This window comes from Halomonas sp. PA16-9, from assembly GCF_009728585.1.
GTDB lineage: Bacteria > Pseudomonadota > Gammaproteobacteria > Pseudomonadales > Halomonadaceae > Vreelandella > Vreelandella titanicae.
In genome coordinates this window covers 2438271-2461553 of sequence record NZ_CP040451.1, presented here as the reverse complement: position 1 = coordinate 2461553, position 23283 = coordinate 2438271, and the positions used below count along the sequence as shown (strand labels likewise).

The window sequence follows — 23283 nt, the reverse complement described above, 5'->3', positions numbered from 1 at the left end:
CAGGAAACGACATCATGAAAAAACTAAACCGCACATTGACCACTACAGTGCTAGCACTAGGCCTTCAAATTGGCTCAAACGCCTACGCTGCAGATGCCCAAGAAGCCCAAGAAGCCCAAGAAGCCCAAGAAGCCCAAGAAGCCCAAGAAGCCTTCAATGCTGAACAAACTACCAGCACCATCACGACCGCTGATGGTGTGGAACTGTACTACAAAGACTGGGGACCTAAAGAAGGTCAGGCCATCACCTTCAGCCATGGCTGGCCGCTGAGTTCTGACAGCTGGGAGTCACAAATGATTTTCCTGGCCTCTCAAGGTTACCGTGTGATCGCTCATGACCGCCGCGGTCACGGACGTTCCAGCCAACCCTGGGATGGCAACGATATGGATCACTATGCTGACGACCTGGCCACGGTCATCAACACCCTTGACCTGAACGATGTCACACTCGTCGGCTTCTCGACGGGTGGCGGAGAAGTGGCTCGCTACATTGGCCGGCACGGAACAGATCGCGTCGCTAAAGCCGTCCTGGTTTCAGCGGTTCCTCCACTAATGCTGCAAACACCTGACAATCCTAATGGACTACCTATCGATGTGTTCGATGGTATCCGTGAAGCTTCTCTAAACAATCGCTCCCAACTGTACTTGGATATTGCATCAGGGCCTTTCTTTGGCTTTAACCGCCCAGACGCGGAACCCAACCAAGGCCTGATCCAGTCATTTTGGGCACAAGGAATGCAAGGCGGCCATAAAAATACCTATGACTCCATCGCCGCATTCTCGGCCACTGATTTCCGTGAGGATCTCGCAGCATTTGATATTCCCACCCTGGTGATCCATGGTGATGACGACCAAATCGTACCTTTAGACATCTCGGGCCAGGCATCTGCTGCATTAGTAGAAGGCGCGGAATTGATCGTGTACGAGGGTGCTCCCCATGGTTTGACCGACACACATAAAGAGCGACTGAACCAGGATCTGCTCAATTTCCTTCAAAACTGATCGCTCCCCATTGGCCCACTGCCATGCAGTGGGCCAGTTTGTAACATCTTTGACAGCAAAAGTTCAGCAACCTGCCATGCCAAGTTCAATGAGGACTCTAGATCCAGGAGCAGTGTTTCGGCCTGCTCGCGGTGAATTCGCACTTTGAGTCCCAACACAGCGTTGCTCCATGAGTGGGAACAACCTGTACATCATAGCCACTGTCGTCTTCAAGACACTCCCTTTGAACCTCTCTTACGGCCTTGCTTGCCTGCAAACGCACCGGGAGAAAAGCCCTCGTGCCGAACAAATGCCATCCCGAAGGCACTGGCAGATCCGTAGCCGACCCGCAGGGCGATCTCCGTGTTGGTAAGTTTGCCCTGCCGTAGCAGCGTCTTAGCGATGGCCATGCGCCAATCCGTTACGTATTCCATCGGCGCGCGTCCAATTTCCTTCCGGAACTTCTCGAAAAATCCAGAGCGGGACATACCCGCGTCCTGCGCCAGCCCTGAGACGGAAATCTCGCCACCCGCGTCCGCGTGAATGCGCTGCAAGGCGGCAGCCAGTTGCGGATCGGACAGCCCGCGCAGTAGCCCCGGCGGCATATTCACGGCAGGGCCCGAGCGGAGCGCCTCAATAAGCAGCACCTCTAGAAGCCGCTGGAGGATCAGCTCACGCCCCGGCCGGTCGGCGCGGGTCTCATCGTGTATCACCGGCACCAGGGCCATCAGGCGATCGTGCCCAGAGACATGAATCATCTCGGGCAGCAGTGACACCAGCAAGTCGCTCGCGGGCGTATCGAAGCGGCAATGCCCGACCAGCGCGCGCATCTCCACGGGGGCGTCCGCCGGGCCGAGGCGAACCCGCCCGGGTCCGATTTCAAGCGGCCGGCCCGCCCCCCTGGGTTCCGGCGGCACCTCGCTGGTCATGCTAAAGTCATGCAGATCGGGGATCAGGACGAAGTCTCCGGCCGCCAGCGTAACCGGCTTGCGACCGCTCACCTCAACCCGGCATCCCCCCTCGACCATCGCACAATAAAAGGGGCTGGCCATGTCATGCCGCTCGACTTGCCACTGGCCACCCGCCTCGACCAGCTTCGAGATAGACACCGACGGTTTGAGCAACGTGACGACACTGGACAGGGGGTCTTCGATACCATCGGGCATATTTTGGACTCTTGATAAAAGAATTTGGACATTTGTGTATCGCATGAACGGGTAATCGCTGTCTATACTCTCCTGCTCATCAAACAAGGAGGCTAATAGATGAACCGACTGATCAACCTGTCCCGCGCACTGCCGACGCCGGATCCCGCCCTGACAGTGGCCTACACGCCGCTCCGCCTGAAGATGCCTGGCCGCCAACCCCTGGAGCTGCGCCTTACCGCGCCAGCAGCCGGGGACGCCATACCAATCGTGATCCTGTCGCACGGCTTTGGTCCATCGAGCTATATCCCCTCGAAAGACGGCTATGCCCCGCTCGCCCAGTTCTGGGCCGAACGGGGCATAGCCGTCATTCAACCGACCCACGCCAGTTCACGGGTCGGCGGACTTGACCCCGACCTACCTGAAGGCCCCTTCTACTGGCGCGAGCGCGTGCTCGAGATGCGTGCCATCCTAGACCAGTTGGCCGAGATCGAACGGCAGGCTCCCGCCATCGCAGGACGTCTGGACCACGACCGGATCGCGGTGGCGGGCCACTCCTTCGGCGGCCACACCTGCAGCCTGCTGCTTGGCGGACGTTTGTATGGGGAGGATTTCTCTGATCCGCGTATCCGCGCGGGTGTCCTGCTGGCAACTCCAGGGCGTGGCGGCGCCGATCTGACACCCGATCATGCTCGACGCTTTCCCTTTTTCGATGTGGATTTCAGCGGCATCGAATTACCCACCCTTGTGGTCTGCGGCGCGGAAGATGACCCGCATTTCACGCCACGCGGCCCCGAGTGGCACGCGGATGCCTTCCACGACGCGCCGGGGGCCGATGCCCTGCTGACAATCAGTGGCGTGGGCCATGGGCTTGGCGGAATCGCGGGGCTCGACGCGAAAGAGACCGAGGCAGAAGATCCCGATGCGCTGGAGGCGACCCGGCGGTTGGTATTGGCTTGGCTGCGGCGCATATTCTTCATCGAGCAAGATGCCTGGATACTTAGCCAGACTGCGCTCCGGGATAGAGCGGCCGCCGTCGCGAAGATCACCGTGAAAGAGCGCTAAGACGAGGTCTCATTGTCAGCTCGCCTGAAGGCTTTTCAATGCGCACCGAGGAGAAACCGAGATTTATCGGCCCGGTTGACCAAGCGAAAAAGTCACCAGCTAACTGGGTGTTGGAAGCAGTAATTGCCCAAGCTTACGAGCGGCATATTTTGCCTGTGCCCGTGTTAGCGCTGCGAAACCCAACACAATGGCAGGCGCTAATTCAATCTCACGGCAGCAGTGCCGAAGCGGTTGTAGCACTACTCCCTGCTGTTCCGCTGCATGGATTAACATGTTTTCGTCTTGATCCGGCGATAACCACAGAATCAGGTGGAAGCCTGCATGTTCGCCACTAATGCGATAGCGCCCCGGCGCTTCGGCCCTCAAGGTTTCAAGCACGATGTCACGCAACGTCTGATACTCCTGCCGAGAACGGCGTAAATGCCGTAAGAAAGCAGGGCCTTTCATAAACGCCGCCAACCCCAGTTGCTCCGACACTCCCACACTACGCCCTACCGTATGCCACAATTCGAGCACTTTTCGCTGTAGTTCTGGTGGAGCAAGCATATAGCCAAGCCTCAAATTGGAAAAAAGCGCCTGATTAAAACTCCCGCAATAGACTACTCGATTCATCGTGTCGATGGATTTTAGCGCTGGTAACGGCGCGCTTTGATAGTTGAACTCGCTATCGTAATCATCCTCGATGATCCAGGTGTTGTTGCTTTGGGCCCAGTCAAGAAGCTCTAAACGGCGAGTCGCCGACATGATAACGCCAAGCGGTGACTGGTGCGCCGGTGTCACATAGGCAATACGACATTCAGTTGCGCCTATTATGCCACCCAAATTAAGCCCTTCCTGATCAATAGGCGCGTAAAGCAGGTTAGCGCCTGCTTCTTCAAATATTTGGTGTACAGCTGGATAACCAGGATCCTCGACACACACATGATCACCAGGCTTTACTACACAGCGCGCGACCAGATCAATGCTATGGCGAATGCCGTTAGTGATGAGTATCTGCTCTGCCAGACAATCGATTCCCCGATGGTTACGCAAGTACTTGGCAATCTGTTCCCGCAATACCCAAGCGCCTTGCGGCTCAACGCTACACATCTGCTCGGGCTGCATAGCTGCCATGGCCCGCTGTAGATGCGCGGCCCACTCAGCAGGTGAAATAAGCAACGGGCTGGCAAGCCGGGCAACAAAAGGTACTCCTACCTGGGCTTGGTAGTGTTTTCTTACGCTAACGGGCGCCGCTTCGACCATCGCTGGCTCTTTATGGTGGGTCGCCGTCGTTTGCGCCGTCAAATATCGGTCTGGGATAGTGGCACTGACACGGCTTCCAGACCCCACTTTGCGGGAGATGTAACCCTCGAGTTGCAAACGCTCAAAGACACTTTCCAACGTACCACGCCCTACCCCCCAACGTTGCGAGAGTACGCGTGTGGATGGCAACCGGTCACCCGCCTGTAGCAACCCATTCACAATCCCATCGCGCATGGCTTGGTAGGCCAGTTCAGATTTCGTTACACCGACGGGGCTGGTGGGTAAAGGTAGGTCTAACCCAGCTGTGTTTTTTCCTTTAACCATAATGGTTCGTATCAATCTCGTTTATATGGCTCTCTTATATGAGCCACTTTACTTCTAGCATAGCAACATATTGACGTTTCATTGGCTAAGGAGTGTTCACTATGTTGCTCACTGACTATCTGTTATTCGCCATGATTGCGGCGATGCAAGTTGGCTCGCCGGGCCCTTCGACAATTCTTTTGGTAAACAACGCGCTGGTGCATGGCCCCGGCCGGGCCATCTTGATACTCACCGGGGATTTGGTGGCTATTGCTGGGCTCGCGGCTTGCTCACTACTGGGGGTCGGTGCGCTACTGGAGGCAAATCCAACGGTGTTTATGGCCGTCAAGGTTGCCGGTGCTGTTTATCTTTTATGGCTGGGTATGCAGCAGTTTCGCCTGGCACAAAGGGTTCGTATTTCCAGCGATCAGCCTACAACGCTGCAAAGCATACCCGTACTTTGGCGACAATCGTTTATGGTTGGGCTCAGCAACCCCAAGGCGATTCTATTTTTCTCATCGCTGTTGCCGCAATTCGTAAGTGCCCAACAGGTGTCGCACATTTCTGCGTTCCTTCCCTCATACTGTTATTTGTGTTTATCAAACTGATCGTGTCGAGCGCTTACGCATTAGCAGCAAGAAAAATGATAGCGAAGGTGGCCACACCAGGCGCCGCCGTTTGGGGTAAGCGCGCGGCCGGAGGAGTGTTAATGCTGTTTAGCATCTTTATGGGCATAAGCGCTTTTTACTAAGTGCCCAAATGTTGGAAAAAGGCAGGCGATTAACTTCATGGTTGGGCTTTCCCCTTGTGCTCGCCAAGTAGCTCGCTCCCAAGCGATGCCTTATAGAATAGAGTTTTGCAAACACTTCTCGCTATTGCTCAAAAACATCACTATGTATCTGGAAAGATATAGTCGGATGTTATGTATGGAGGCCTTTGCGTAAGCACTGATTGAGATCCGACATCGGCTGGTAGCTCAATTCGCTGGCACTCCTACGAGTGAAGTATAAGCTGACTGCTTAAGGCAGCCAGCTTTTTTGGGGCGTTATTTAGCAGGTTCTCCAGGAAAAGGAATGAACTCAGCATCGTCTCCGGGGGGAAGACGAAAGCGACCATTCTCAAAATCCGCTTCTACCCAAGCCTGCTTGGCGGCCTCCAGCTTTTCTCGCGAAGAGGCAACGAAGTTCCAGGATATATAACGGGGGCCATTCAGGGTTTCACCGCCGAGCAGCATCAGCCGAGTTCCGGATTCGCCCGCTACCACCGTTATCGGGTCGCCTGGTCTGAACACCATCATGCGGCCAGCTTCAAAGGTTTCCCTGCGATAATGACACTACCGGACATGACATAAATACCACGATCCTCATGGCCATCCGGCAATGGAAGCTTTGCCCCTGGCTGCAGTATCGCATCCGCATAGAACATTTCAGAGAAGGTTTGCACCGGCGCCCGCTCCCCCCAGGCCGTGCCCAGGATCAAACGCACTTCCTTACCCTCGCCTTCCAGCATCGGTAGCGACTCCTCGCTATGATGCTCAAAGCTGGCAGGCTGATCTTCATAAGCTTCGGGAAGCGCACCCAGGTCTGTATCCCCAACACCGAGTGCTTGTTTTGACGAGTTATAGCACTGGTGCGCTCCGAATGGGTGACCCCATTGCCCGCCACCATCCAATTAACCGCGCCAGGATGAATCATTTGGTTGGTACCCAGGCTATCGCGGTGTTGGAACTCCCCTTGATATAGATACGTAACCGTGGCAAGCCCAATATGGGGATGTGGGCGAACATCAATGCCTTCGTCGTTAAGAAACTCAACGGGCCCCATCTGATCAAAAAAGATGAACGGCCCCACCATCTGCCGTTTCGGGGCAGGCAGTGCACGTCGCACCTCAAAACCACCCAAATCCCGAGCGCGTGGAACAATTAGTGTCTCTATATCATTCAAGCTACCGGCGGATGGGCATTTTGGCTCTAAATCAGGCATCCAACTCATAGGTTTTCTCCAGAAGTGAGAGGTAGGAAAATGGAGTACGCACCTTACAAAAGCACATCGTGCCACTCTGAGTGGCGCGCAAACTGTGCCTTTGCAAATGGGCATAACGGCATGATTTTCTTGCCCGAGGTGCGAACGTCTTCGACCGCTTTTGCGACTAACGCAACACCCACTTTTTGTCCGCGCATGGCATCAGGCACTTCAGTGCTATCAATGATGATCATCGAATCACCCGCTTTCGAATAGGTCATCTCTGCTTTAGCCCCATTGAGCTTGACTACATAGCGCCCCTTGGTATCACTGGTTTCATGCTCAATGGTAAAAGAAGCTTCAGGTGTACCAGACATTGCTTTCTCCTTATCGTATTACTCAGCAAACAACTCAGTATGTGTTTCTATAAGTTAATAGTTATCAGGAGCCTTTTCTTTCAATAGCACTTAAGACCAGCACTTAAGACCTGTACTTAAAATTAGCACTAAGCTTCGTACTTAGCCGATTGAATCAGATCTTACGTTCGGCCTTCATGGGGATGATTGAAAGTCAGGAAATGGCGCACAATCGGGCGTTCCTCCCCTTGGTGGAAACGCAGAACTTCTTCTTGGATTTCTGCGGCTGATTTAGAAACGCGCTTATGCTGACGCAGATGCTCGGCCCAGGATTCGACTTGGAACCATTCCAACATCAAGGTGGGATCGGCGGAATCCTCGGTAATGCCCCAAGCATAGGCCCCATCGCGCCGTCTTTCGGCTGAGAGCCTAGCCAATATTTTCAGAAAGGCTGAACGATCTTCGAGGGCTACTCGATACTCTATCTGGATAAGCACCGGTCCGCGGTCATACTCGACGGGAGTGGCTGTCAGTGGCTCAGGCCAATGATTCGACGGCATTAAGTCTGATTCGCCTTTGGGCAGCTTAATACGATGTGCAATAGATCCGATCGCTGCTAGCCCGACTGCGCCAGATAGTAATGCCAACGGCACGCCAATCCCTTGAGCGATTATCCCCCATGCCAAACTGCCTGAGGCCATGGCGCCATTGAACACAGTCAGATATACCGCCAGAGAGCGGCCACGTACCCAGTTGGGAAGAATTGCCTGGGCGACGCCATTGAGGGTCGTCAACGCTGTAATCCAAGCGGCACCAAGGATCAGCAGAGAGGACACTGCGAGCCATTTAGGCGGCGACAGGGATAGCAAAGCCATGACTGCCGAAGTGACCAATGCCGATGTTAGAAGTAGGCCGTCGGCGTTAAGATACATACGTAAGCGAGGCATAATAATAGCCCCGCCGATTGCGCCCAGGCCAACTGCGCCAAGCAATATGCCATAGAATCCAGGGCCACCTTCCAGTAACTGACGTGCCACTAGCGGCAACAGTGCCCAGACTGCACTGGCCATCGCAAAGAAGAGAAAAGCGCGCAGCAGGACAACATGCAGCTCACGACTAGCGCGGGCATAGCGCAGCCCAGCTCGGAAAGCACCGGGGAAGCGCTCGGATAAGGCATCCCGTTGCGTTGCTGGTCGTTTCCACCAAATCAGCGCAGCGATGACAATTGCATAGCTCAGAACGTCTACTCCATAGGTAAACGCTGCCCCCATGCTGGCCAACAGCAGCCCGCCTAAAGCGGGACCTACGGCACGGGCAATGTTGATTCCCAGCGAGTTAAGCCCCACTGCGTTCTTGAAGTCTTTCTTGTCTACCAGCTCGGGGACGATAGCCTGCCAAGTTGGCCCCATCAGAGCAACGCCTATGCCCCTATAAAAGTAAGCATTATAAGTGATGCCACAGAATGCTGATCTGTAAGCGATAGAATGACGAGGCAAACGCTAACACTGGCAAGCAGAAGCTGAACGCAGATCAGCAGCTTACGCCGGTCGAGCATATCGGAAAGCACACCTGCCGGGATCGCCAAGAGAAAAACCGGCAGAGCAGCGGCAGCCTGAACCATAGCGACGGCCGCTGGCGAAGAGGATAGATCAGTCACCAGCCAGGCACTGGTCACATCACGCACGAAACTACCAATGCTGCCGATAATGGTAGCCGCCCAGATGACGGCAAATAGGGTCTGCCGCAACGGAGCAAAAGCACTGTCCGGAGATGCAGAAAGATGAGTGGATTGAGCCTTACTCATGTTTCTAGCTCCTGCAACCCAAGGAGTCTTTGCTCCAACGAAACGTACGTATGCATTAGGTGTTCACCTTTACACGGCCCAGCAGGAGCAGCCGAGAGCACCGAAAAAACCTTTAAGATCCGACGTCGGCGCATTAGATGCCCAGGCCCGGGCATGATCATGGCCGTGTAGGCCACAGGCGCTAGCACAGCCACAGCTGGCCATCGCTTGGGCGTGCCGCGGTGCTAGGGAGTTTTTACCCGCACCTTCGGGCTCGCCCCAGGCACCATAGCCCTTGAAGGTGCGTGTCGGCGACCAGTCCGGCATGGCAGGCGGCAGTGAATTGTCGTCCAGCGGCGCAAAATCATTGTCACCATAGACAATGCGCCCACCCACTACCGTCAGGTCGGAGGTCAGGAAAGAGATCTCCTCTTCAGGCACGCTGAAGAAGTCTCTACTCGGTACGATAAAGTCAGCGAACTGACCTGCCTTAATGCAGCCCCGCTTTCCTTCCTCGTTGGAGAACCAGGCCACTTTCTCGGTCCACATGCGCAGCGCCGTCTCTCGATCAAGCAGGTTATCTCGCGGATACAAGCCGAGACCTCCGACCGTTTTTCCGGTGATCATCCACGATAGCGACACCCAAGGGTTATACGAGGCCACGCGGGTAGCATCGGTTCCAGCAGAGACGTTAACGCCCTTCTCGAGCATGCGTTTGACGGGAGGGGTCGCCTCGGCAGCGCGGGCTCCATAACGTTCGACAAAATATTCGCCCTGATAGGCCATGCGGTGCTGCACCGCGATACCTCAATGGATTTATCAGAGATGGTCTCAGCATGGTCGAAGAACCAGTTAATACCGTCCAGCGGAATATCCTGATTAACCTTCTCAAACACGTCCAGTGCGCGAGTAATGGTTTCGTCGTAGGTGGCGTGCAACCGCCAGGGCCACTTATTTTCTGCTAACACACGCACGACTTCTTCCAACTCGCCCTCCATTTCTGGCGGCATGTCGGGGCGTTCTACACGAAAATCCTCGAAATCGGCAGCCGAGTACACCAGCATCTCGCCGGCGCCGTTGTGGCGGAAATAGTCATCGCCCTGCTTGTACTTTACGCTGGACGTCCATTTCAGGAAGTCTTCCTTTTCTTCCTTAGGTTTCTGCGTAAACAGGTTGTAGGCCAGACGAACGGTTATCTGCCCTTCGTCAGAAAGCTTCTGGATAACTTCATAGTCTTCTGGGTAATTCTGGAAGCCGCCACCCGCATCGATCACGCCGGTCACGCCGAGACGATTCAGCTCGCGCATGAAGTGGCGAGTGGAGTTAACCTGGTAGTCGAACGGCAGCTTCGGCCCTTTGGCGAGCGTGGAGTAGAGAATCATCGCGTTGGGCTTGGCTAGCAGCAGGCCGGTGGGATTGCCGTTGGCATCGCGGGTGATCTGGCCGCCAGCCGGTTCGGGCGTGTTCCGGGTATAGCCAGCAGCGCGCAAGGCAGCACCATTAAGCAACGCACGGTCATACAGGTGCATCAGGAACACCGGCGTGTCAGGGGCGATCGCATTGATTTCTGCCAGGGTCGGCAGGCGTTTTTCCACGAACTGATGCTCGGTAAAGCCACCAATCACGCGCACCCACTGCGGTGCGGGGGTGATGGCGACTTGGCGCTTGAGCATGTCCATTGCATCGGCCAGCGAGCGTACTCCATCCCAACGCAGTTCGAGGTTGTAGCTCAAGCCGCCGCGCACTACGTGGGTATGGTTGTCGAACAGGCCGGGCAGTACGTTACGCCGCTGGAGATTAACGATCTGGGTGCCTGGACTGGCCAAGGCCATGACCTCCTGATCCAAACCGACGGCCAGAAACCTGCCATTTTTGATCGCGACGGCAGAGGCGTTAGGGTTCGCCCTATCAAGCGTCGTGATCTGGCCGTTATGGAAGATAATGTCAGGAGCAGAATCGGACATGGTGGATACTCCTTACGGCCTAAATCTCAGCGTGAACCGGCGCCAGCGTGGGGCCATGCTTCACACGCTCCTCCGCTTTGTGCACCATGGTGTAGGCATAATCAACACCCATGCCGTAAGCGCCGGAATGCTCTTTCACCACCGCCATCACCGCGTCGTAGGTATCGCGGTTTTTCCAGTCACGCTGCCACTCCAGCAACACTTGTTGCCATGTCACTGGCACCACCCCAGCCTGGATCATCCGCTGCATCGCGAAGTCGTGGGCCGCCTGGCTGGTGCCGCCGGAAGCGTCAGCTACCATATAGATTTCGTACCCGGCATCGTGCATCGCCGAGAGCGCGAAAGTGGTATTGCAGACTTCTGTCCAAAGGCCGGAAACAATAACTTTCTTTCGGCCGTTGTCCTTGAGCGCATCGCGTACTTTCTGGTCGTCCCAGGAGTTCATCGACGTGCGTTCGAGGATGGGCGCATCAGAGAACACTTCCAGCAGTTCAGGATAGGTGTGACCCGAAAAGCTTTCGGTTTCGACGGTGGTAATGATCGTCGGGATACCGAACACTTTCGCAGCCTTGGCCAAGCCAACGACATTGTTCTTCAAAGCTTGGCGGTCAATTGACTGAACGCCAAAGGCCATCTGCGGCTGTTGGTCGATGAAAATCAACTGTGAATTGCTGGGCGTAAGGACTTCAAGCTTGGGGTTCTGCATTGGGCTCACCTTTGACAAATATGATGGATGCCGTAAAACGGCCATTCACTATCGCAAGCCATCCCCGCGCATGATTGGACGACAATCTTGGCCTTGGGATAATTGTGTGATCTTCTATATATGAACGTTCCAACCATCTGATGCTTCGGTTTAAGTAAGGCGCACCAGCCCATACGATCCGCCAGGGTAGATTTTCAAGATGTCGCGGTTATACAGCTGCACTGACGCTAATCATCATGTCCTGCTGACTTGAGCAGTTTGAGGGGTTGAAGAACCAAGTAAGGCTGCCTGCAACCGGGCTTTGGGTGCATGCAGCTTTCGCCAAGTTTGCGGCGCCAGGCCTGTTTCGCGTCTGAAGACACGACAAAAATGTGACTGATCGCAAAATCCATGTCTAAGCGCAATTTCACTCAAAGAACGCGCCGAACACAGCATGTCTTGCCTTGCAGCCTCCACTCGCGCGGCAGCGACGTACGTTAGCGGAGTGACGCCCGTCGTTTGTTTGAACGCATGTGAAAAGTGACTGACACTCAAACCTAGCAACGATGCAAGTTCGGTTGTCCTTATACAGTGGTCGATATGCTCACTTATGAATGTGTCTACGCGTGATACCTGCCAGCGTGCCAGCCCACCCCTATGTTTACACGGCGAAGGCTCGCTTTGATTGTCGACCGCCAGCAAGGCAATCGCCTGATCAAGATAGGTCGAAGCGATATCGGGATCACTATGAATGGTCTGCTCTGTTTCCATCAGCAACGTGAGCAGTTGTTTCGCCTGCTTTACAAGCTCAGGACGGCTGGATGGCGCTTTCTCAACGTTGCTGGGAGTAACTAAAAATTCAGGCCTGCTCATAGAGTTCTCCAGATTATTTAATCTAGCTAGATGAGATCGGCATGCCTTGCGAGAACTACCGCTTGCAAGATCACATAGGCAACCAAACACATGCCGCTGAGGGTTGATGTGTACAAAGCGACTGATAACATCTAGGCAACGACTATGCCGCTGGAGCGATCTATATAAAAATATATATTTATCAAACAGATATACTTTTCATTTGTGCAAAATAGTTCGAGTCCAGGGTTTAGCTATGGGAGGCTGGATTGATCATATGGTAAAGCGATGGCGGAGCGTTGCGGATTTGATCAATGCCACTGCGGTGCTTTCCCTGTCTTTGGGAAGACCGCGAAGAGCGCATCTGGTCCTATGGTTTCGTTACTGTCGGTCAGGATGAAGCCGCGTTCGAACGGATTCTCTAATTCACGGCTACTTCCGGGCCAGGCGTAATGGAGGCACCGAGTATCTTCACACGAGCTTCGCTCTGCGAGTGCGACGTCTGAAATAAACGTTATTACAATAATTAAAGCGGCTTTTAAAACTTTTATTATCGACACATATTTCTTAAAAGCAGTTGTTTAATTTTCGGCCAAACAACACAAGTGTTTGAGGTAGTCTAAATATTGCAAGGTGTCGGACAGGCTTAAGAGTGCTAAACCTGCCCGACAATACTGGCTAAACTCAATCTATCCAGCAACATTTAAGGGTTTTTATCGGTCAAATCGGACGGTGAAAAGTATTTTTCTTCACTGTCTTTTTGCGTTGAAGTGGATTCAGGAGAAATAATCCGGCTACCTTCATCCGAACCTCGCTCCGCGAGTGCCACACCTGAAACAAGTGTTAATGCAATGATTAAAGCTGCGTATAACATTTTCATGATAGAAACTCTCTTTTGATTAGTAGTGGTTGATCCGACAACTAATGTTGTTCGGTGCTAAGCATTCTGACTCCTATGTTAGGACTATTGGTGATCAATAGTCTTGATAAAATGATCAATAGTATTAATTGATCTCTAGGTTGGCTGCTTTACTAATCTGTAACCAAACATATGCCGCTGAGTGTTTTTCTATAGAAAGCAACTGATAGGGTAATAGCAACAGCTATGCCACTAGAGCAACCTCTATTAAAAGTATATATTTATCAGCTTGATGCACTTGCCACTGGGGGCCTGGATAAAGTCCAGGGCTTTGCGGAGGGAGGCTGGATTGATGATATGGTGAAACGATAGCGGCGCGTTGCGGATTTGATTAATGGCGCGGTGGTGCTTATGACAGACCGGCCACAATTCCCCGGGAGCCGCCCGAGAGAAAGCTGATTGAAATCAGTCAGCGCCGCCGTCGTTGAGGATGCCACTTTTCTTCAAACGGTAAGCCAGTGCAGGTCGGGTCAGGCCGAGCATACGAGCGGCTTGCGAAACGTTTTGCTGAGCAAGCTCCATCGCCTGTCGAATCAGCTGTTCTTCCACAGCTTCCAGGCTCACGTTCCTTTCGAAGATCTGCGTGACCCAATCGGCGGTGCTTTCCATGTCTGTGGGCTGTACCAGCTCACCGTCGGCGTTGAGACGATCACCGTCCGGATTGCCTGTCTTGGGGAAGACCGCGAAGAGTGCTTCTTGTACTATAGTTTCGTTGTTGTTGGTGAGGATGACACCGCGTTCAAGTACATTCTCCAGTTCGCGTATATTTCCGGGCCAGGCGTAATGGAGACACAGTTCCAGAGCCTTATCTGATAAACCTAGCGTACGCTTGTGGTACTGCAGATGAAACTTGCTTAGAAAGTGCTCGACCAGCAGCGGCAGGTCCTCAAGCCGCTCGCGCAAGGGGGGGATCTGCACAGGAAACACATTCAAGCGGTAATAAAGATCCGCGCGAAACCGGCCCGCCTCGACCGCGTCAGCGAGGCTCTCATTGGTGGCAGCGATTACTCGCACATCGACTTGGCGGGTTCGTGAGTCTCCCACTCTTTCAAGTTCACTCTCTTGCAATACCCGTAGCAGGGACGCCTGCGCTCTGGGCGTCAGTTCCACCACTTCATCCAGAAAAATGGTTCCGCCACTGGCGCGCTCGAAGCGCCCTGGGCGGGTCTGATTTGCGCCGGTATATGCGCCCTTCTCGACGCCAAACAATTCAGCCTCAATTAGCTCCGGCGGAATGGCGGCACAGTTCAACGCGACGAAAGCTTGCTCGGCGCGCTCGCTGCGAAGATGAACGCTCCGTGCGATGATCTCTTTGCCGACGCCGGTTTCTCCCAGCAACAGAACCGACACCTTGCCCTGGGCTGCCTTGTCGATCGTCTTGCATACGTCCCTGTAAGCAGGGGATTGTCCAATACCGTAGAACTGACCTTCTTGCTTCTTCAGGTTCGTGCGCAGTGAGCTGATCTGTGACTGAAGATCATACAGCTCCTCGATGATTGGATCAGCTTGAAAGTAGCGCTTAAAATCTGCGGCGTTCTCCCATTCCTCAGCCGGTTTTCCAATGATGATGCAGCGCTCATCGCCGCACCCGCGACAGCTCGTTTCCTGGATGATGATTTCGCGGTTCATGAACGAAGAGCTGTACGCACACGCGTAGCCCACCAGAGACCAGCAAACAGGATCTTTCATCAGGCCCAGCTCGGTCTGGCAGGCCTCGACCTCGAAGGAATCGATCCATTCAAGCTCGCAGTAGAAGTGGCCGGCCTCCTGATCTACCTCTAACTGGATCGGCTTCGCATTGACCATGCCTTTCAAGGAGTGCAGCTGCGGTCCAACTAGAAACATCTCAAATTCCGGACTGTTTGGCCTGAGCTTGCGGGCCATTTCCGCGTCCTTTAGTCCAGATTGGTAGCCAAGGCGCAGGAAAAATCCTTTGGCGCGTTCGATACCGAGACTATTGACGAGCTCACGGCGAAAATTAGCCATCGCCGACACCTGCATCAACAGCATACGCTGCTCGCCGAACCAGATCTTACCTTCTGTGCTTTGAAAGCGAACCTGCTCGCTCAGATCCTGATAGTCGGGATACTTGAGCTCCGGTTTGTAGCTGATAGCCATGAAAGAGGTCTCAATTATGTTTTTTGGGGAAGGTGCTATGCCCGTCTTGCGATGAGATAGGTCATGCAACAACAGCCGTTGATTGACCTTTAACATTCATGACTCACAGCCTGATAACGGGTTCGCTAGGAAACACCGCTTTGAACTTCGGGTCGGTTAACGACCCGCTGACATATTCCCGTCGCCATTGACCCGGCGTTGTACCCACGAACTGCCGGAACAAGCGCGTGAGGTGGGACTGATCGCACAGCCCACAATCGAGTGCGATGAGACAAAGGGGGTCATTGGTCATCAGCATCATCTGCTGTGCGTGCTCGACGCGCCGGCGTGCGATATAGACGAACGGAGCTTGGCCGAATGTTGCCTTGAAGGTTCGAAAGAAATGTCCAGGACTCATTCCTGTGAGCGCGATTAGATCAGTACTCCTTATAGGCTTGTCTATATTCTCGTCGATATAAGCTATCAGACGTTTCGCCTGCCAACGCGGTATTTTACCGCGGAATGCGCCCTCGGCTTTAGGTCTGACGTCTCGTTCCAGACTGGCGGCCAATAACGCCGTCGCGCGGGATATACATGCTTGCGCAGCCTGATGATCAAGCTCAACCTTGGATTGCGCCACAGTGAGCAACTCCAACAAAGTCGCTGCCAACGCAACCTCAATCTGCCGGCTCTGTTCACGAGCATCGGTGACCAACCCTGCATTACTGCTCATGGGGTTTCCTCCGCTTGTGATCGTTTGAGGCTTTCGATCCACATGCTGAAGATAATTAAACGAATACGCCCACATGCTAAGTAAGAAGGTGAAAAACTCTGTAAAAGCAGGAAGCTTTATCGCGCAGACAGTTTCGTACAAAGCCTAGCGCCTCTACCCTGAGCTGCGAAAAGATGCATCGAAAGAAGAGGTGCCCGAACGATCTCGCAGAATGATCAATTGCACTATCTTGTCTTCGGAGAGAGTAAAATAGAGCAGAACTTCCAGTGGATCGGGCAACCCACGCTTATCGAAATTTCCGTCGGCGTGGGCCGCGACAACAAAGTGGCCGTAGTGCGGGAGGCAATGAGTTGTGCGAAGTGATAGCTGCTGCCCGATAACATCGCGCTCGGCCCACTCGCTTAGTTCAGCCAGCCCGCGCCATTGTTGTAGCTGATCGTTAACAATCGAGTCCGCCGCGAAGGCTTCAAGAAGGCGGAACAGGTCACCGGCATTCGTAGCTTCGATGAACTGTGCGACTATTGGAGGAAGAATCGAACCGCTTGTGTGAGTGGCCAAGCAAACACCTCCTGCAAGGCGTGAACGCCCTCGAATTATTTTCTCTTATTCTCCGAGGTCACAGGCTGGAGCGCTTGTAAATTGGTGTGAAACCGCGTAACAGACGAATGGTCTGGCTGCTAGGTCAATCACTGGTGCGGTACTCCGATGCCCTAGCGGTCGGACGCCAGGCTTCGATCAACTGTTTGGCGGTTCTGAGATCGCGCGTTTCGTGTCCTTCTGTAAAGCGGTCGTAAACCTTCGCCAAGATCGCGTAGGCCTCCTCAGCCCGCTCCTGGTTTGTAAGCAGTGCACCCAAAGCCATGGCTGAGCGCAATTCCAGACTGAGCGCGCCTTGACTATTTGCAAGCGCCATCGAATGCCGCAACGTTGCCTCAGCCGATTTTATATCCAGCCGACCGGAAACAATCCCGATCTGCGCGTGCGTACGCAATAGCTCAGGCATGTCAAATGATTCATCTCGAGCCTCGGCTTGTTCAAGTGCCGCGGTGATCATTGCTTCCGCTTCCATAATATCCCGCATTCGAGCAACGCTTCGGACAACGATCGGCTCAGCGACGTCGTGAACATGACAAGTTTCTCCGCATACAGGTTGTCAAGCGCATCGCAAAGCCTGCCTGCCGCCGTCCACAGTTCTCCCTTGAGCAAAGCCAGTTCGCCTGAGAGCGCGAGGCCTAAAGCCGCCCTCGGACCAAACGAATAACGACTGAAGTGCTGGTTGAGACGGCTCACCAGCGCTTCCGCTTCCTCTACATCTCCCCTCCACAGAAACACCGGGGAGGCGTATAGCAATACGATGAGCATGCTTACCGGTTGCTCTGTCTGCTCAGCTTCCTCAATTGCTTGATACGCAACTTGGGCGGCGCGATCCGGGGTACCGCTCAACCAGAGCGTACGTGCCAGAACGGTGAGCGCACGGATCTGATGTCCGAAGCCAAGCAGGTCGACCTTTAACGTGCCATGCACCGCAGCTTGCTTGAAGCCCTTTTCGATGTGCTGTAGGGCGTGCGTCTGATTACCGACCAAGTGATACGCTGCCCCAAGCATCCACTCAGACATGACGATACCTGCGGGAGAACCGACCCTGCGTGCTAGTTCGATACTGCGCTGACTTACCTCGACCGCCTCACGGAAGTGACCGATGTGGCACATGAAGATATGCTGTCCTGCGAGCAGTCTGAGTTCGCGTTCGGGGTCGTTCAAGGTTCGCGCAAGACGCAGCCCTTGCTCGATCGGGATACGGACTTCATCTCCATTGCGGCGAGTGAATAGTGCGGAGATCGCCAGCGCTTCCTGCAGGATGAGGTGTGTCGTCGAGCTTTCACGGGAACCCAGTCGCAATAGCGCGGCTTGACACCAGCGATGGCACTCGTCCAGCAGCGATAATTCCAATAAGTACGGTGCAGCGAGCGCTGCTAAACGAACGCCCAACTCACCCTCACCAGCCTCGGAGAATGCCCATAAAAGCGCAGTGCGCATGTTGCCGACCTGAATCAAATCACGATCCATGGCCCGCCGCCCATTCTGACGCTCATGATTTCGGTTGAGGTGCGCAATGAGATACTCGGCAAGCTTGCGTGAGACGGCGTTAACCTCGCCCGACTTCGCCAATTTTGCCGACGCGTAAGTGCGCGTCGTATCCAGGAGGCGCAGATAGCTCGATCCGTTGAGGATCGATGGCGACAGCAGTGACTTATCGCTGAGGCTTGCGATTGCTGCTGTCACTTCGGCCTCCGTAAGGACAGTGTCCACTGCGATCCAATGCGCCGCTTCCATTTGGAACGGACCCACAAACACGGATAACCGATACAGCACGCGGCGTTCACTCTCGGATAGCAGGTTGTAACTCCAATCAAGCATCGCCTGGAGCGTCTTATGCCGGGGAAGCGCGCTGCGCCTGCCCTGCCAGAGAAGGTTGAAGCGGCTGTTGATCAATTCCGCGGTTCCACGCAGGCCATGCGAGCGCACCCGACCGGCTGCCCATTCGATTGCCAGGGCAATGCCATCCGTTTTTCGGCAGATCTCGGCGACGAGCGGGACCATCTCATCCGTCAGCGTCTCCTGCACCCCGCTTGCCGCCACTCGATCCATGAAAAGCTCGACGGCGGGAAACGCCATCGCAGTGGAGGCTGTCATCCCCTCAATGACCGGGGGAACATCGAGCGATGGAAGAATGTGGACGTGTTCGCCCTCAACACGCAATAACTCGCGACTTGTCGCAAGCAAGTGGGTTTGAGGCGCGGATGTATAAAGCCATTCAGCGAGAAGCGCAATCTCGTCGATAAGGTGCTCGCAATTGTCCAATACGAGCAACGCTCTTCGGGCGCCAAAAAACGCCAGGATGCTCGGCTTGGGATCTTGCACTTGCACCTTTAGGCCAAGCACGGAAGCAATCGCGCTAGGAACAAGCGAGGCGTCGCTGACCGAGACAAGGTCGACGTAGTACACGGCGCCGTTAAAAGCTTCGAGCATCGTGTGTGCCACGGAGATCGCGACAGTTGTCTTACCCATTCCCCCCGGACCGATGATGCTCACGAATCGATGTTTGGTGAGCATCTCGCCCACTGCGCGGACTGAAGCATCGCGCCCAATGAGCCGTCCGAGACGCTCGGGCAATGAGTGTTCCGAGACCGATACGGGTGGCTGATTGCCGGAGCGAGGATCGGGAGGTCGGATGGTCTCGAATTTCCCGGGCGAAGCCTCGACCCGCACTCGCGTTAAGGGTGCGACGAAACTGTACCCGCGGCCGGGGAGGTTGACGATGTAGCGTGTGCCTTCCTTGCCCTCACCCAGGCATTTGCGCAGACTGGCGATATTGACGCGCAGGTTGGCCTCGTCGACTACCAACCCCGCCCAGGCACGCGCCATCAATTCCCGCCGGGAAAGCACTTCTCCAGGCGCTCAACCAACGCAATCAGCAGGTCGAGCGAGCGACTGCCGATTTTGACGGCCCCCCCCTTCCTCTCCAGCATCCGCCCCGCCACGTGCAGGCGAAACGGACCAAATTCGACAATCTCGTCAATCTTCGGCACGCAAGTCCTCGATGGTGGTGATCATCCAGCTTTCCGCTGAACGTCGTCTGTTGCGAAATATTCGCTTTACATCGGCTCCTACGCGGTAGCATCGAACACTTGCTTGACCAACTCAGCGAGCGTCGGGTGGACGTGGATACTGTCGCGCACCCGTTGCGCCTTGGCTCCCGGAGTGTTCATGGCGACCACCACCTCGTGAAGTAAGTCGGCTGCCTGGGGACCGATCATATGGAAGCCCAGGATCCGGTCGCTGCCCTTCTCAACCAGGAGTTTAGCAAAGCCCGGTGGTGAACCGACGATCTTGCCCTTGGCGAAATCGGCGTAATGCTTCTGGACCACGGTGTAATCGAGGCCCTGGTCGCGACAGGCACGCTCGGTCAGCCCGACCGAGCCGATCTGCGGATTGCTGAACACGGCGTGCGGGTTGGCGGTGTAGTCGACAACAAGGGAGGCACCGTGCGCGTTACGGTAGGCAAGCTCACCTTCGTAGCTCGAAGTGTGCTTGAACATCCCCTGCCCGATGACGTCGCCATAGGCATAAATGTCGGGGTGCGTGGTCCGCAGCCTGTCGTCGACCACCACGAAGCCGCGATCATTAAGCTCGACCCCGTCTTCTCCAGTGAAAGCCCATCGGTGTTGGGACGCCGACCGGTGGCCAGCAGGAGCCGATCGCCCAGCACGCTATGTTCGCCATCGCCAGTGGTAACGGTCAGGCCACACTGCCCATCGCGCACCAGCACCTGGCGCACTTCGGATTGCAGCACGAGCTCCACCCGCTTGGCAAGCTCCTGCGTGAACAGCGCCCGCACGTCGTCGTCTTCGGCCAGCAGGCATTCGGAATGGTCAATCACCGTTACGCGGGTACCCAAAGCGGAGAAAAAATGGGCAAACTCACAGCCGATGTAGCCGCCGCCTAGGATGATCAGGTGTTCGGGCTGTTCAGTGAGGTCGAAGATGACAGACTCGTTGGTGAGGTACCCGCTCTCCGCCAGCCCGGGGATCGGCGGGATCGCGGGGCGCGCACCTGCCGCGATGAAGATCCGCTCGCCGGTCAGCCGCCGCCCGTCCTCCATCTCGATCAGCTTGTCGCCCACAAAACACGCCCGGCCATAGTAGGGGGTGAAGGCGCTCTCCACCCAGCGGCGCACGTCAGCGGCGTCGTTTTCGCGCCGCCGACGGACCGTGTCGAGAACGGCCTGGAAGTCGACACGAACCGACGACTGATCCAGGTGGATACCAAAGTCCGCGGCGTGCCGGATTGTCTGCATCACCTCGGCAGCCTGAATCAGGCCCTTCGTCGGAATGCAGCCGCGGTTCACGCAAGTGCCGCCAAGCTGGTCGGGCCGATCATCGACCAGTGCGACCGACTTGCCGTCCTGCTGCCCGTAATAGGCGGCAGTCAGACCAGAGCCTCCGCCGATGCAGATCATGTCGTAGTGCTCAATCGCCGCCATGGTTCATCCCCACGTTACTGAGCGGCCCGACACGTCGGACGCCAAAACAGCATCCACCCCGGGCGCAAAGCTTCGGCGAACATCGCCCTTCCAGACACGCCTAGACCTAGAAATAAAGATAATAAAAAGCAAACAAAAAATAAAGAACATCCACTCCCCACAACTAAACTCCCAACTTACGCCCTCGACCTCAGCCACCTCGGCTGCAAAGGTGTCGATCCCTATACATGGGGATCCCTTTCGTCTTGCGGTGCCGTAACAGCCGTGGCCGAGGCGCCATGTGTCGGGACACGACGCTTGGCCGGGCCCTTGGTTCGGGGCCCGGGGCGCCGGGGTCAGGCGAACAGGTCGCGTTCGATGCCGGCGGCCTCGAACAGGTAGTCGCGGCTGGTTTCCAGCTCGGAGCGCAGGCGCGGCACATCGAAGCCCTGAAGCGCGCCCTGCCACTTCATGATGCGCCCGGCAACCATCACGGTGTCGACGTTGGTCCGCTCCATCAGCGTCACCACCGCGCCCGGCGCGTTGTTCAGTGGCGCCACGTTGATCGCGTTCGCATCCAGCAGGATGATGTCGGCCTCCTTGCCCGGGGTCAGCGAGCCGACCTTGTGCGCAAGGCCCAGTCCCTCGGCCCCGCCCATCGTGGCGAAACGGATCGCGTCGATGCACTGCATCAGGGCGGGGTAATCCTTGGCACCCGACAACGCGGCCTCATTCACCCACATCCGCTGCAGGGTTATCAAATGCCGCATCTGGGTGAAGAAATCCGCCGTCATGGTGCATTCCACATCCGTCGACAACGAGGTCGACAGGCCGAGGTCGATGCATTTCTGGATCGGCGGATAGCCGTGGCGCATGTGCATCTCGATGGGCACGGCCAGCGACACGTGGCTGCCCGCATCCGCCGCCGCCTGCCACGCCATGTCGGACATGCCGGTCATGTGGATGAAGATATGGTTGGGCCCGAACCGGCCGTCGCGCGCAAGCTGGTCGAAGGTGTCGCGCATGCCGAAAGTACCCACCACGTGAAGCGCGATCGGCAGGTCGAGTTCGCGGCCCACATCCCATGCGGCCTCCCAGCCGGACATGTAGATCTCGCCACCCATGACCATCGTCATAAGCTGGTCGTCGCTGGAGAAATACTGCTCCCTGATGCGGCGCGCGTCGGCCGGGTATTGCAGTCGGTCGCCGTAGCCCTCGAAATAGCCGAACACGCCGCGGCGGCCGGCATCGCGCAGGCCTTCGATGGCGGCGTCGGAATGTTCGGGGCTGTGGTGGATCTGGCTGACATCCATAACGGTCGTCACGCCCGCGTCAAGCTGAGCGATGCCACCGAACAGCTCGTTGATGTAGACGTCCTCGGGGCGGTAGACCATCGAGAATTTATGCAGGATCGTGTCGTAGTAGTTCTGTTCGTTCACCGGCCGACCGTCGTTGTTCAGGATGCCATTGGCCAGCTGGCTGCGCAGCGCGGTTTCGAAACTGGTGGTGGTGGGTGTCGATGAAGCCCGGCATCACGATCTTGCCGGTCGCGTCGATCACCGCCGCGTCGCCAGCGTCGATGGAGGCCGCGACCTCGACGATGCGTTTGCCTTCGACCAGCACGTCGCCGGTGGCGAAGTTGCCCACGCCGTCATCCATCGACAGCACCGTGCCGCCCTTGAGCAGCACCCGGCGGCCCGGCTCTCCGGCGCCCTGCGGCGGGCCGACCTGTTCGCGCGCGGCCGCCTGCGCCTGACTGGCGCCAAGGCCGGTCAGGGTTGCCGCCGCGCCCAGGGCCGACGCCTTAAGCACGTCGCGGCGCGTGAGACACGGCGCCAGCGGCGTCTTCAGATCGCAAAGTCTACACATGGTCTTGTCCTTCCTCAGATGCGGCCCGAGGCCACGAAAATGGATTGCAACACGGGAAAGCGTTTCAGGTCGTGCCCGATCGCCGAGGCCGCCGCCGTCAATTAGAGCGCTGACACCTTCTGTCTCAATGTTCACTCTCTCGTGAATACTGATGGTCGCTATGGCGTAAACTCGGAGCTGTCACCTTGGCGATGTCGTAGAGAGTGGCCAATTTTTAGTTAACCATCAGTCTTTCAATCCTTCTGAAAGTAATCGCTACTATCTCCACAACAGCTACCTGAAAATTGGACAAGCGTACGAATTTGG

The 23283-nt window shown here is 55.8% G+C and carries 22 protein-coding genes and 3 pseudogenes; 3 read left to right on the top strand and 22 right to left on the bottom strand.

Features of this window, described 5'->3' with window-relative positions:
• Positions 1 to 14: 14 nt before the first annotated feature.
• Complete coding sequence (locus FDY98_RS11305; protein WP_027959357.1) at positions 15 to 1001, top strand: alpha/beta fold hydrolase; 987 nt, start codon at positions 15 to 17, stop codon at positions 999 to 1001.
• 209 nt (positions 1002 to 1210) lie between these two features.
• Here the strand turns inward: FDY98_RS11305 and FDY98_RS11300 are convergent, their stop codons facing one another.
• On the bottom strand, positions 1211 to 2146 hold the full coding sequence (locus FDY98_RS11300) for an AraC family transcriptional regulator (RefSeq protein WP_027959356.1): 936 nt from the start codon (positions 2144 to 2146) through the stop codon (positions 1211 to 1213).
• Between the two features lie 99 nt (positions 2147 to 2245).
• Here FDY98_RS11300 and FDY98_RS11295 point away from each other — a divergent pair, with 99 nt between their 5' ends.
• Positions 2246 to 3190 carry an alpha/beta hydrolase family protein gene (locus FDY98_RS11295; protein ID WP_027959355.1) on the top strand — a complete coding sequence of 315 codons (945 nt, stop codon included), beginning with the start codon at positions 2246 to 2248 and terminating at the stop codon, positions 3188 to 3190.
• Positions 3191 to 3289: 99 nt separating this feature from the next.
• On the opposite strand, the gene pdxR is transcribed toward FDY98_RS11295, so the two are convergent.
• Positions 3290 to 4756 (bottom strand): MocR-like pyridoxine biosynthesis transcription factor PdxR, encoded by a 1467-nt coding sequence (pdxR, locus tag FDY98_RS11290; RefSeq protein WP_027959354.1) that lies wholly within the window; start codon positions 4754 to 4756, stop codon positions 3290 to 3292.
• A gap of 101 nt (positions 4757 to 4857) precedes the next feature.
• Here pdxR and FDY98_RS11285 point away from each other — a divergent pair, with 101 nt between their 5' ends.
• Positions 4858 to 5343 carry a LysE family translocator gene (locus FDY98_RS11285; protein ID WP_340146490.1) on the top strand — a complete coding sequence of 162 codons (486 nt, stop codon included), beginning with the start codon at positions 4858 to 4860 and terminating at the stop codon, positions 5341 to 5343.
• Positions 5344 to 5780: 437 nt separating this feature from the next.
• On the opposite strand, the gene FDY98_RS27810 is transcribed toward FDY98_RS11285, so the two are convergent.
• The 20 genes and pseudogenes from FDY98_RS27810 to FDY98_RS26200 all read right to left on the bottom strand — a co-directional run bounded on the left by FDY98_RS27810 (position 5781) and on the right by FDY98_RS26200 (position 23112).
• Positions 5781 to 6032 (bottom strand): pirin-like C-terminal cupin domain-containing protein, encoded by a 252-nt coding sequence (locus FDY98_RS27810; RefSeq protein WP_340146489.1) that lies wholly within the window; start codon positions 6030 to 6032, stop codon positions 5781 to 5783.
• Positions 6029 to 6244 carry a hypothetical protein gene (locus tag FDY98_RS27805; RefSeq protein WP_340146488.1) on the bottom strand — a complete coding sequence of 72 codons (216 nt, stop codon included), beginning with the start codon at positions 6242 to 6244 and terminating at the stop codon, positions 6029 to 6031. Before FDY98_RS27805 ends, FDY98_RS27810 begins: the two co-directional genes overlap by 4 nt.
• Entirely contained in the window at positions 6211 to 6726 is a 516-nt protein-coding gene (locus FDY98_RS27800; protein ID WP_340146487.1) for a pirin family protein, read from the bottom strand. Before FDY98_RS27800 ends, FDY98_RS27805 begins: the two co-directional genes overlap by 34 nt.
• Before the next feature lie 44 nt (positions 6727 to 6770).
• A complete protein-coding gene (locus tag FDY98_RS11275) occupies positions 6771 to 7073 on the bottom strand; it encodes a GNAT family N-acetyltransferase (RefSeq protein ID WP_027959351.1) in 303 nt (100 codons plus the stop codon).
• A gap of 161 nt (positions 7074 to 7234) precedes the next feature.
• Positions 7235 to 8856, bottom strand: a pseudogene (locus tag FDY98_RS11270) (MFS transporter).
• A gap of 69 nt (positions 8857 to 8925) precedes the next feature.
• On the bottom strand, positions 8926 to 9621 hold the full coding sequence (locus FDY98_RS26210; RefSeq protein ID WP_269318252.1) for an amidohydrolase family protein: 696 nt from the start codon (positions 9619 to 9621) through the stop codon (positions 8926 to 8928).
• 80 nt (positions 9622 to 9701) lie between these two features.
• Positions 9702 to 10667 (bottom strand): annotated as a pseudogene (locus FDY98_RS11265) (amidohydrolase family protein); the annotation flags it as partial.
• A 151-nt stretch (positions 10668 to 10818) separates the two neighbouring features.
• Positions 10819 to 11505, bottom strand: a complete 687-nt coding sequence (locus FDY98_RS11260; protein ID WP_027959349.1) for a hydrolase — start codon at positions 11503 to 11505, stop codon at positions 10819 to 10821.
• Between the two features lie 234 nt (positions 11506 to 11739).
• Positions 11740 to 12357 carry a helix-turn-helix domain-containing protein gene (locus tag FDY98_RS11255; protein ID WP_051430431.1) on the bottom strand — a complete coding sequence of 206 codons (618 nt, stop codon included), beginning with the start codon at positions 12355 to 12357 and terminating at the stop codon, positions 11740 to 11742.
• Between the two features lie 682 nt (positions 12358 to 13039).
• A complete protein-coding gene (locus FDY98_RS26205) occupies positions 13040 to 13216 on the bottom strand; it encodes a hypothetical protein (protein ID WP_196518006.1) in 177 nt (58 codons plus the stop codon).
• Positions 13217 to 13660: 444 nt separating this feature from the next.
• Positions 13661 to 15373: a sigma-54-dependent Fis family transcriptional regulator gene (locus tag FDY98_RS11250; RefSeq protein ID WP_027959348.1), complete on the bottom strand. Its 1713-nt coding sequence runs from the start codon at positions 15371 to 15373 to the stop codon at positions 13661 to 13663.
• 103 nt (positions 15374 to 15476) lie between these two features.
• Complete coding sequence (locus tag FDY98_RS11245) at positions 15477 to 16226, bottom strand: helix-turn-helix domain-containing protein (RefSeq protein WP_081742522.1); 750 nt, start codon at positions 16224 to 16226, stop codon at positions 15477 to 15479.
• A 12-nt stretch (positions 16227 to 16238) separates the two neighbouring features.
• Positions 16239 to 16643: a nuclear transport factor 2 family protein gene (locus tag FDY98_RS11240; RefSeq protein ID WP_027959347.1), complete on the bottom strand. Its 405-nt coding sequence runs from the start codon at positions 16641 to 16643 to the stop codon at positions 16239 to 16241.
• 124 nt (positions 16644 to 16767) lie between these two features.
• Positions 16768 to 17154: a hypothetical protein gene (locus FDY98_RS11235; RefSeq protein WP_155705839.1), complete on the bottom strand. Its 387-nt coding sequence runs from the start codon at positions 17152 to 17154 to the stop codon at positions 16768 to 16770.
• Positions 17136 to 19511, bottom strand: a complete 2376-nt coding sequence (locus FDY98_RS11230) for an NB-ARC domain-containing protein (protein WP_155705838.1) — start codon at positions 19509 to 19511, stop codon at positions 17136 to 17138. The genes FDY98_RS11235 and FDY98_RS11230 overlap by 19 nt, the downstream gene beginning before the upstream one ends.
• On the bottom strand, positions 19511 to 19675 hold the full coding sequence (locus tag FDY98_RS11225) for a hypothetical protein (RefSeq protein ID WP_155705836.1): 165 nt from the start codon (positions 19673 to 19675) through the stop codon (positions 19511 to 19513). The genes FDY98_RS11230 and FDY98_RS11225 overlap by 1 nt, the downstream gene beginning before the upstream one ends.
• Before the next feature lie 78 nt (positions 19676 to 19753).
• On the bottom strand, positions 19754 to 20089 hold the full coding sequence (locus tag FDY98_RS11220; RefSeq protein WP_196518005.1) for a hypothetical protein: 336 nt from the start codon (positions 20087 to 20089) through the stop codon (positions 19754 to 19756).
• 129 nt (positions 20090 to 20218) lie between these two features.
• Positions 20219 to 21105 (bottom strand): annotated as a pseudogene (locus FDY98_RS11215) (dihydrolipoyl dehydrogenase family protein); the annotation flags it as partial.
• A 359-nt stretch (positions 21106 to 21464) separates the two neighbouring features.
• The gene (locus tag FDY98_RS11210) at positions 21465 to 22547 is read right to left on the bottom strand and encodes an amidohydrolase family protein (RefSeq protein ID WP_196518004.1); all 1083 of its coding nucleotides are present in this window, start codon (positions 22545 to 22547) and stop codon (positions 21465 to 21467) included.
• Entirely contained in the window at positions 22510 to 23112 is a 603-nt protein-coding gene (locus tag FDY98_RS26200) for a twin-arginine translocation signal domain-containing protein (protein WP_196518003.1), read from the bottom strand. Before FDY98_RS26200 ends, FDY98_RS11210 begins: the two co-directional genes overlap by 38 nt.
• Positions 23113 to 23283: the final 171 nt, after the last annotated feature.

Coding starts and splice junctions, on each gene's coding strand:
- FDY98_RS11235 (WP_155705839.1), bottom strand. CDS start 17,154: ATGGAAGCGGAAGCAATGATCACCGCGGCACTTGAACAAGCCGAGGCT.
- FDY98_RS11305 (WP_027959357.1), top strand. CDS start 15: ATGAAAAAACTAAACCGCACATTGACCACTACAGTGCTAGCACTAGGC.
- FDY98_RS27810 (WP_340146489.1), bottom strand. CDS start 6,032: ATGATGGTGTTCAGACCAGGCGACCCGATAACGGTGGTAGCGGGCGAA.
- FDY98_RS11260 (WP_027959349.1), bottom strand. CDS start 11,505: ATGCAGAACCCCAAGCTTGAAGTCCTTACGCCCAGCAATTCACAGTTG.
- pdxR (WP_027959354.1), bottom strand. CDS start 4,756: ATGGTTAAAGGAAAAAACACAGCTGGGTTAGACCTACCTTTACCCACC.
- FDY98_RS26210 (WP_269318252.1), bottom strand. CDS start 9,621: ATGGCCTATCAGGGCGAATATTTTGTCGAACGTTATGGAGCCCGCGCT.
- FDY98_RS27800 (WP_340146487.1), bottom strand. CDS start 6,726: ATGAGTTGGATGCCTGATTTAGAGCCAAAATGCCCATCCGCCGGTAGC.
- FDY98_RS11275 (WP_027959351.1), bottom strand. CDS start 7,073: ATGTCTGGTACACCTGAAGCTTCTTTTACCATTGAGCATGAAACCAGT.
- FDY98_RS11300 (WP_027959356.1), bottom strand. CDS start 2,146: ATGCCCGATGGTATCGAAGACCCCCTGTCCAGTGTCGTCACGTTGCTC.
- FDY98_RS11285 (WP_340146490.1), top strand. CDS start 4,858: ATGTTGCTCACTGACTATCTGTTATTCGCCATGATTGCGGCGATGCAA.
- FDY98_RS26205 (WP_196518006.1), bottom strand. CDS start 13,216: ATGAAAATGTTATACGCAGCTTTAATCATTGCATTAACACTTGTTTCA.
- FDY98_RS11295 (WP_027959355.1), top strand. CDS start 2,246: ATGAACCGACTGATCAACCTGTCCCGCGCACTGCCGACGCCGGATCCC.
- FDY98_RS11250 (WP_027959348.1), bottom strand. CDS start 15,373: ATGGCTATCAGCTACAAACCGGAGCTCAAGTATCCCGACTATCAGGAT.
- FDY98_RS11255 (WP_051430431.1), bottom strand. CDS start 12,357: ATGAGCAGGCCTGAATTTTTAGTTACTCCCAGCAACGTTGAGAAAGCG.
- FDY98_RS27805 (WP_340146488.1), bottom strand. CDS start 6,244: ATGCTGGAAGGCGAGGGTAAGGAAGTGCGTTTGATCCTGGGCACGGCC.
- FDY98_RS11230 (WP_155705838.1), bottom strand. CDS start 19,511: ATGGCGCGTGCCTGGGCGGGGTTGGTAGTCGACGAGGCCAACCTGCGC.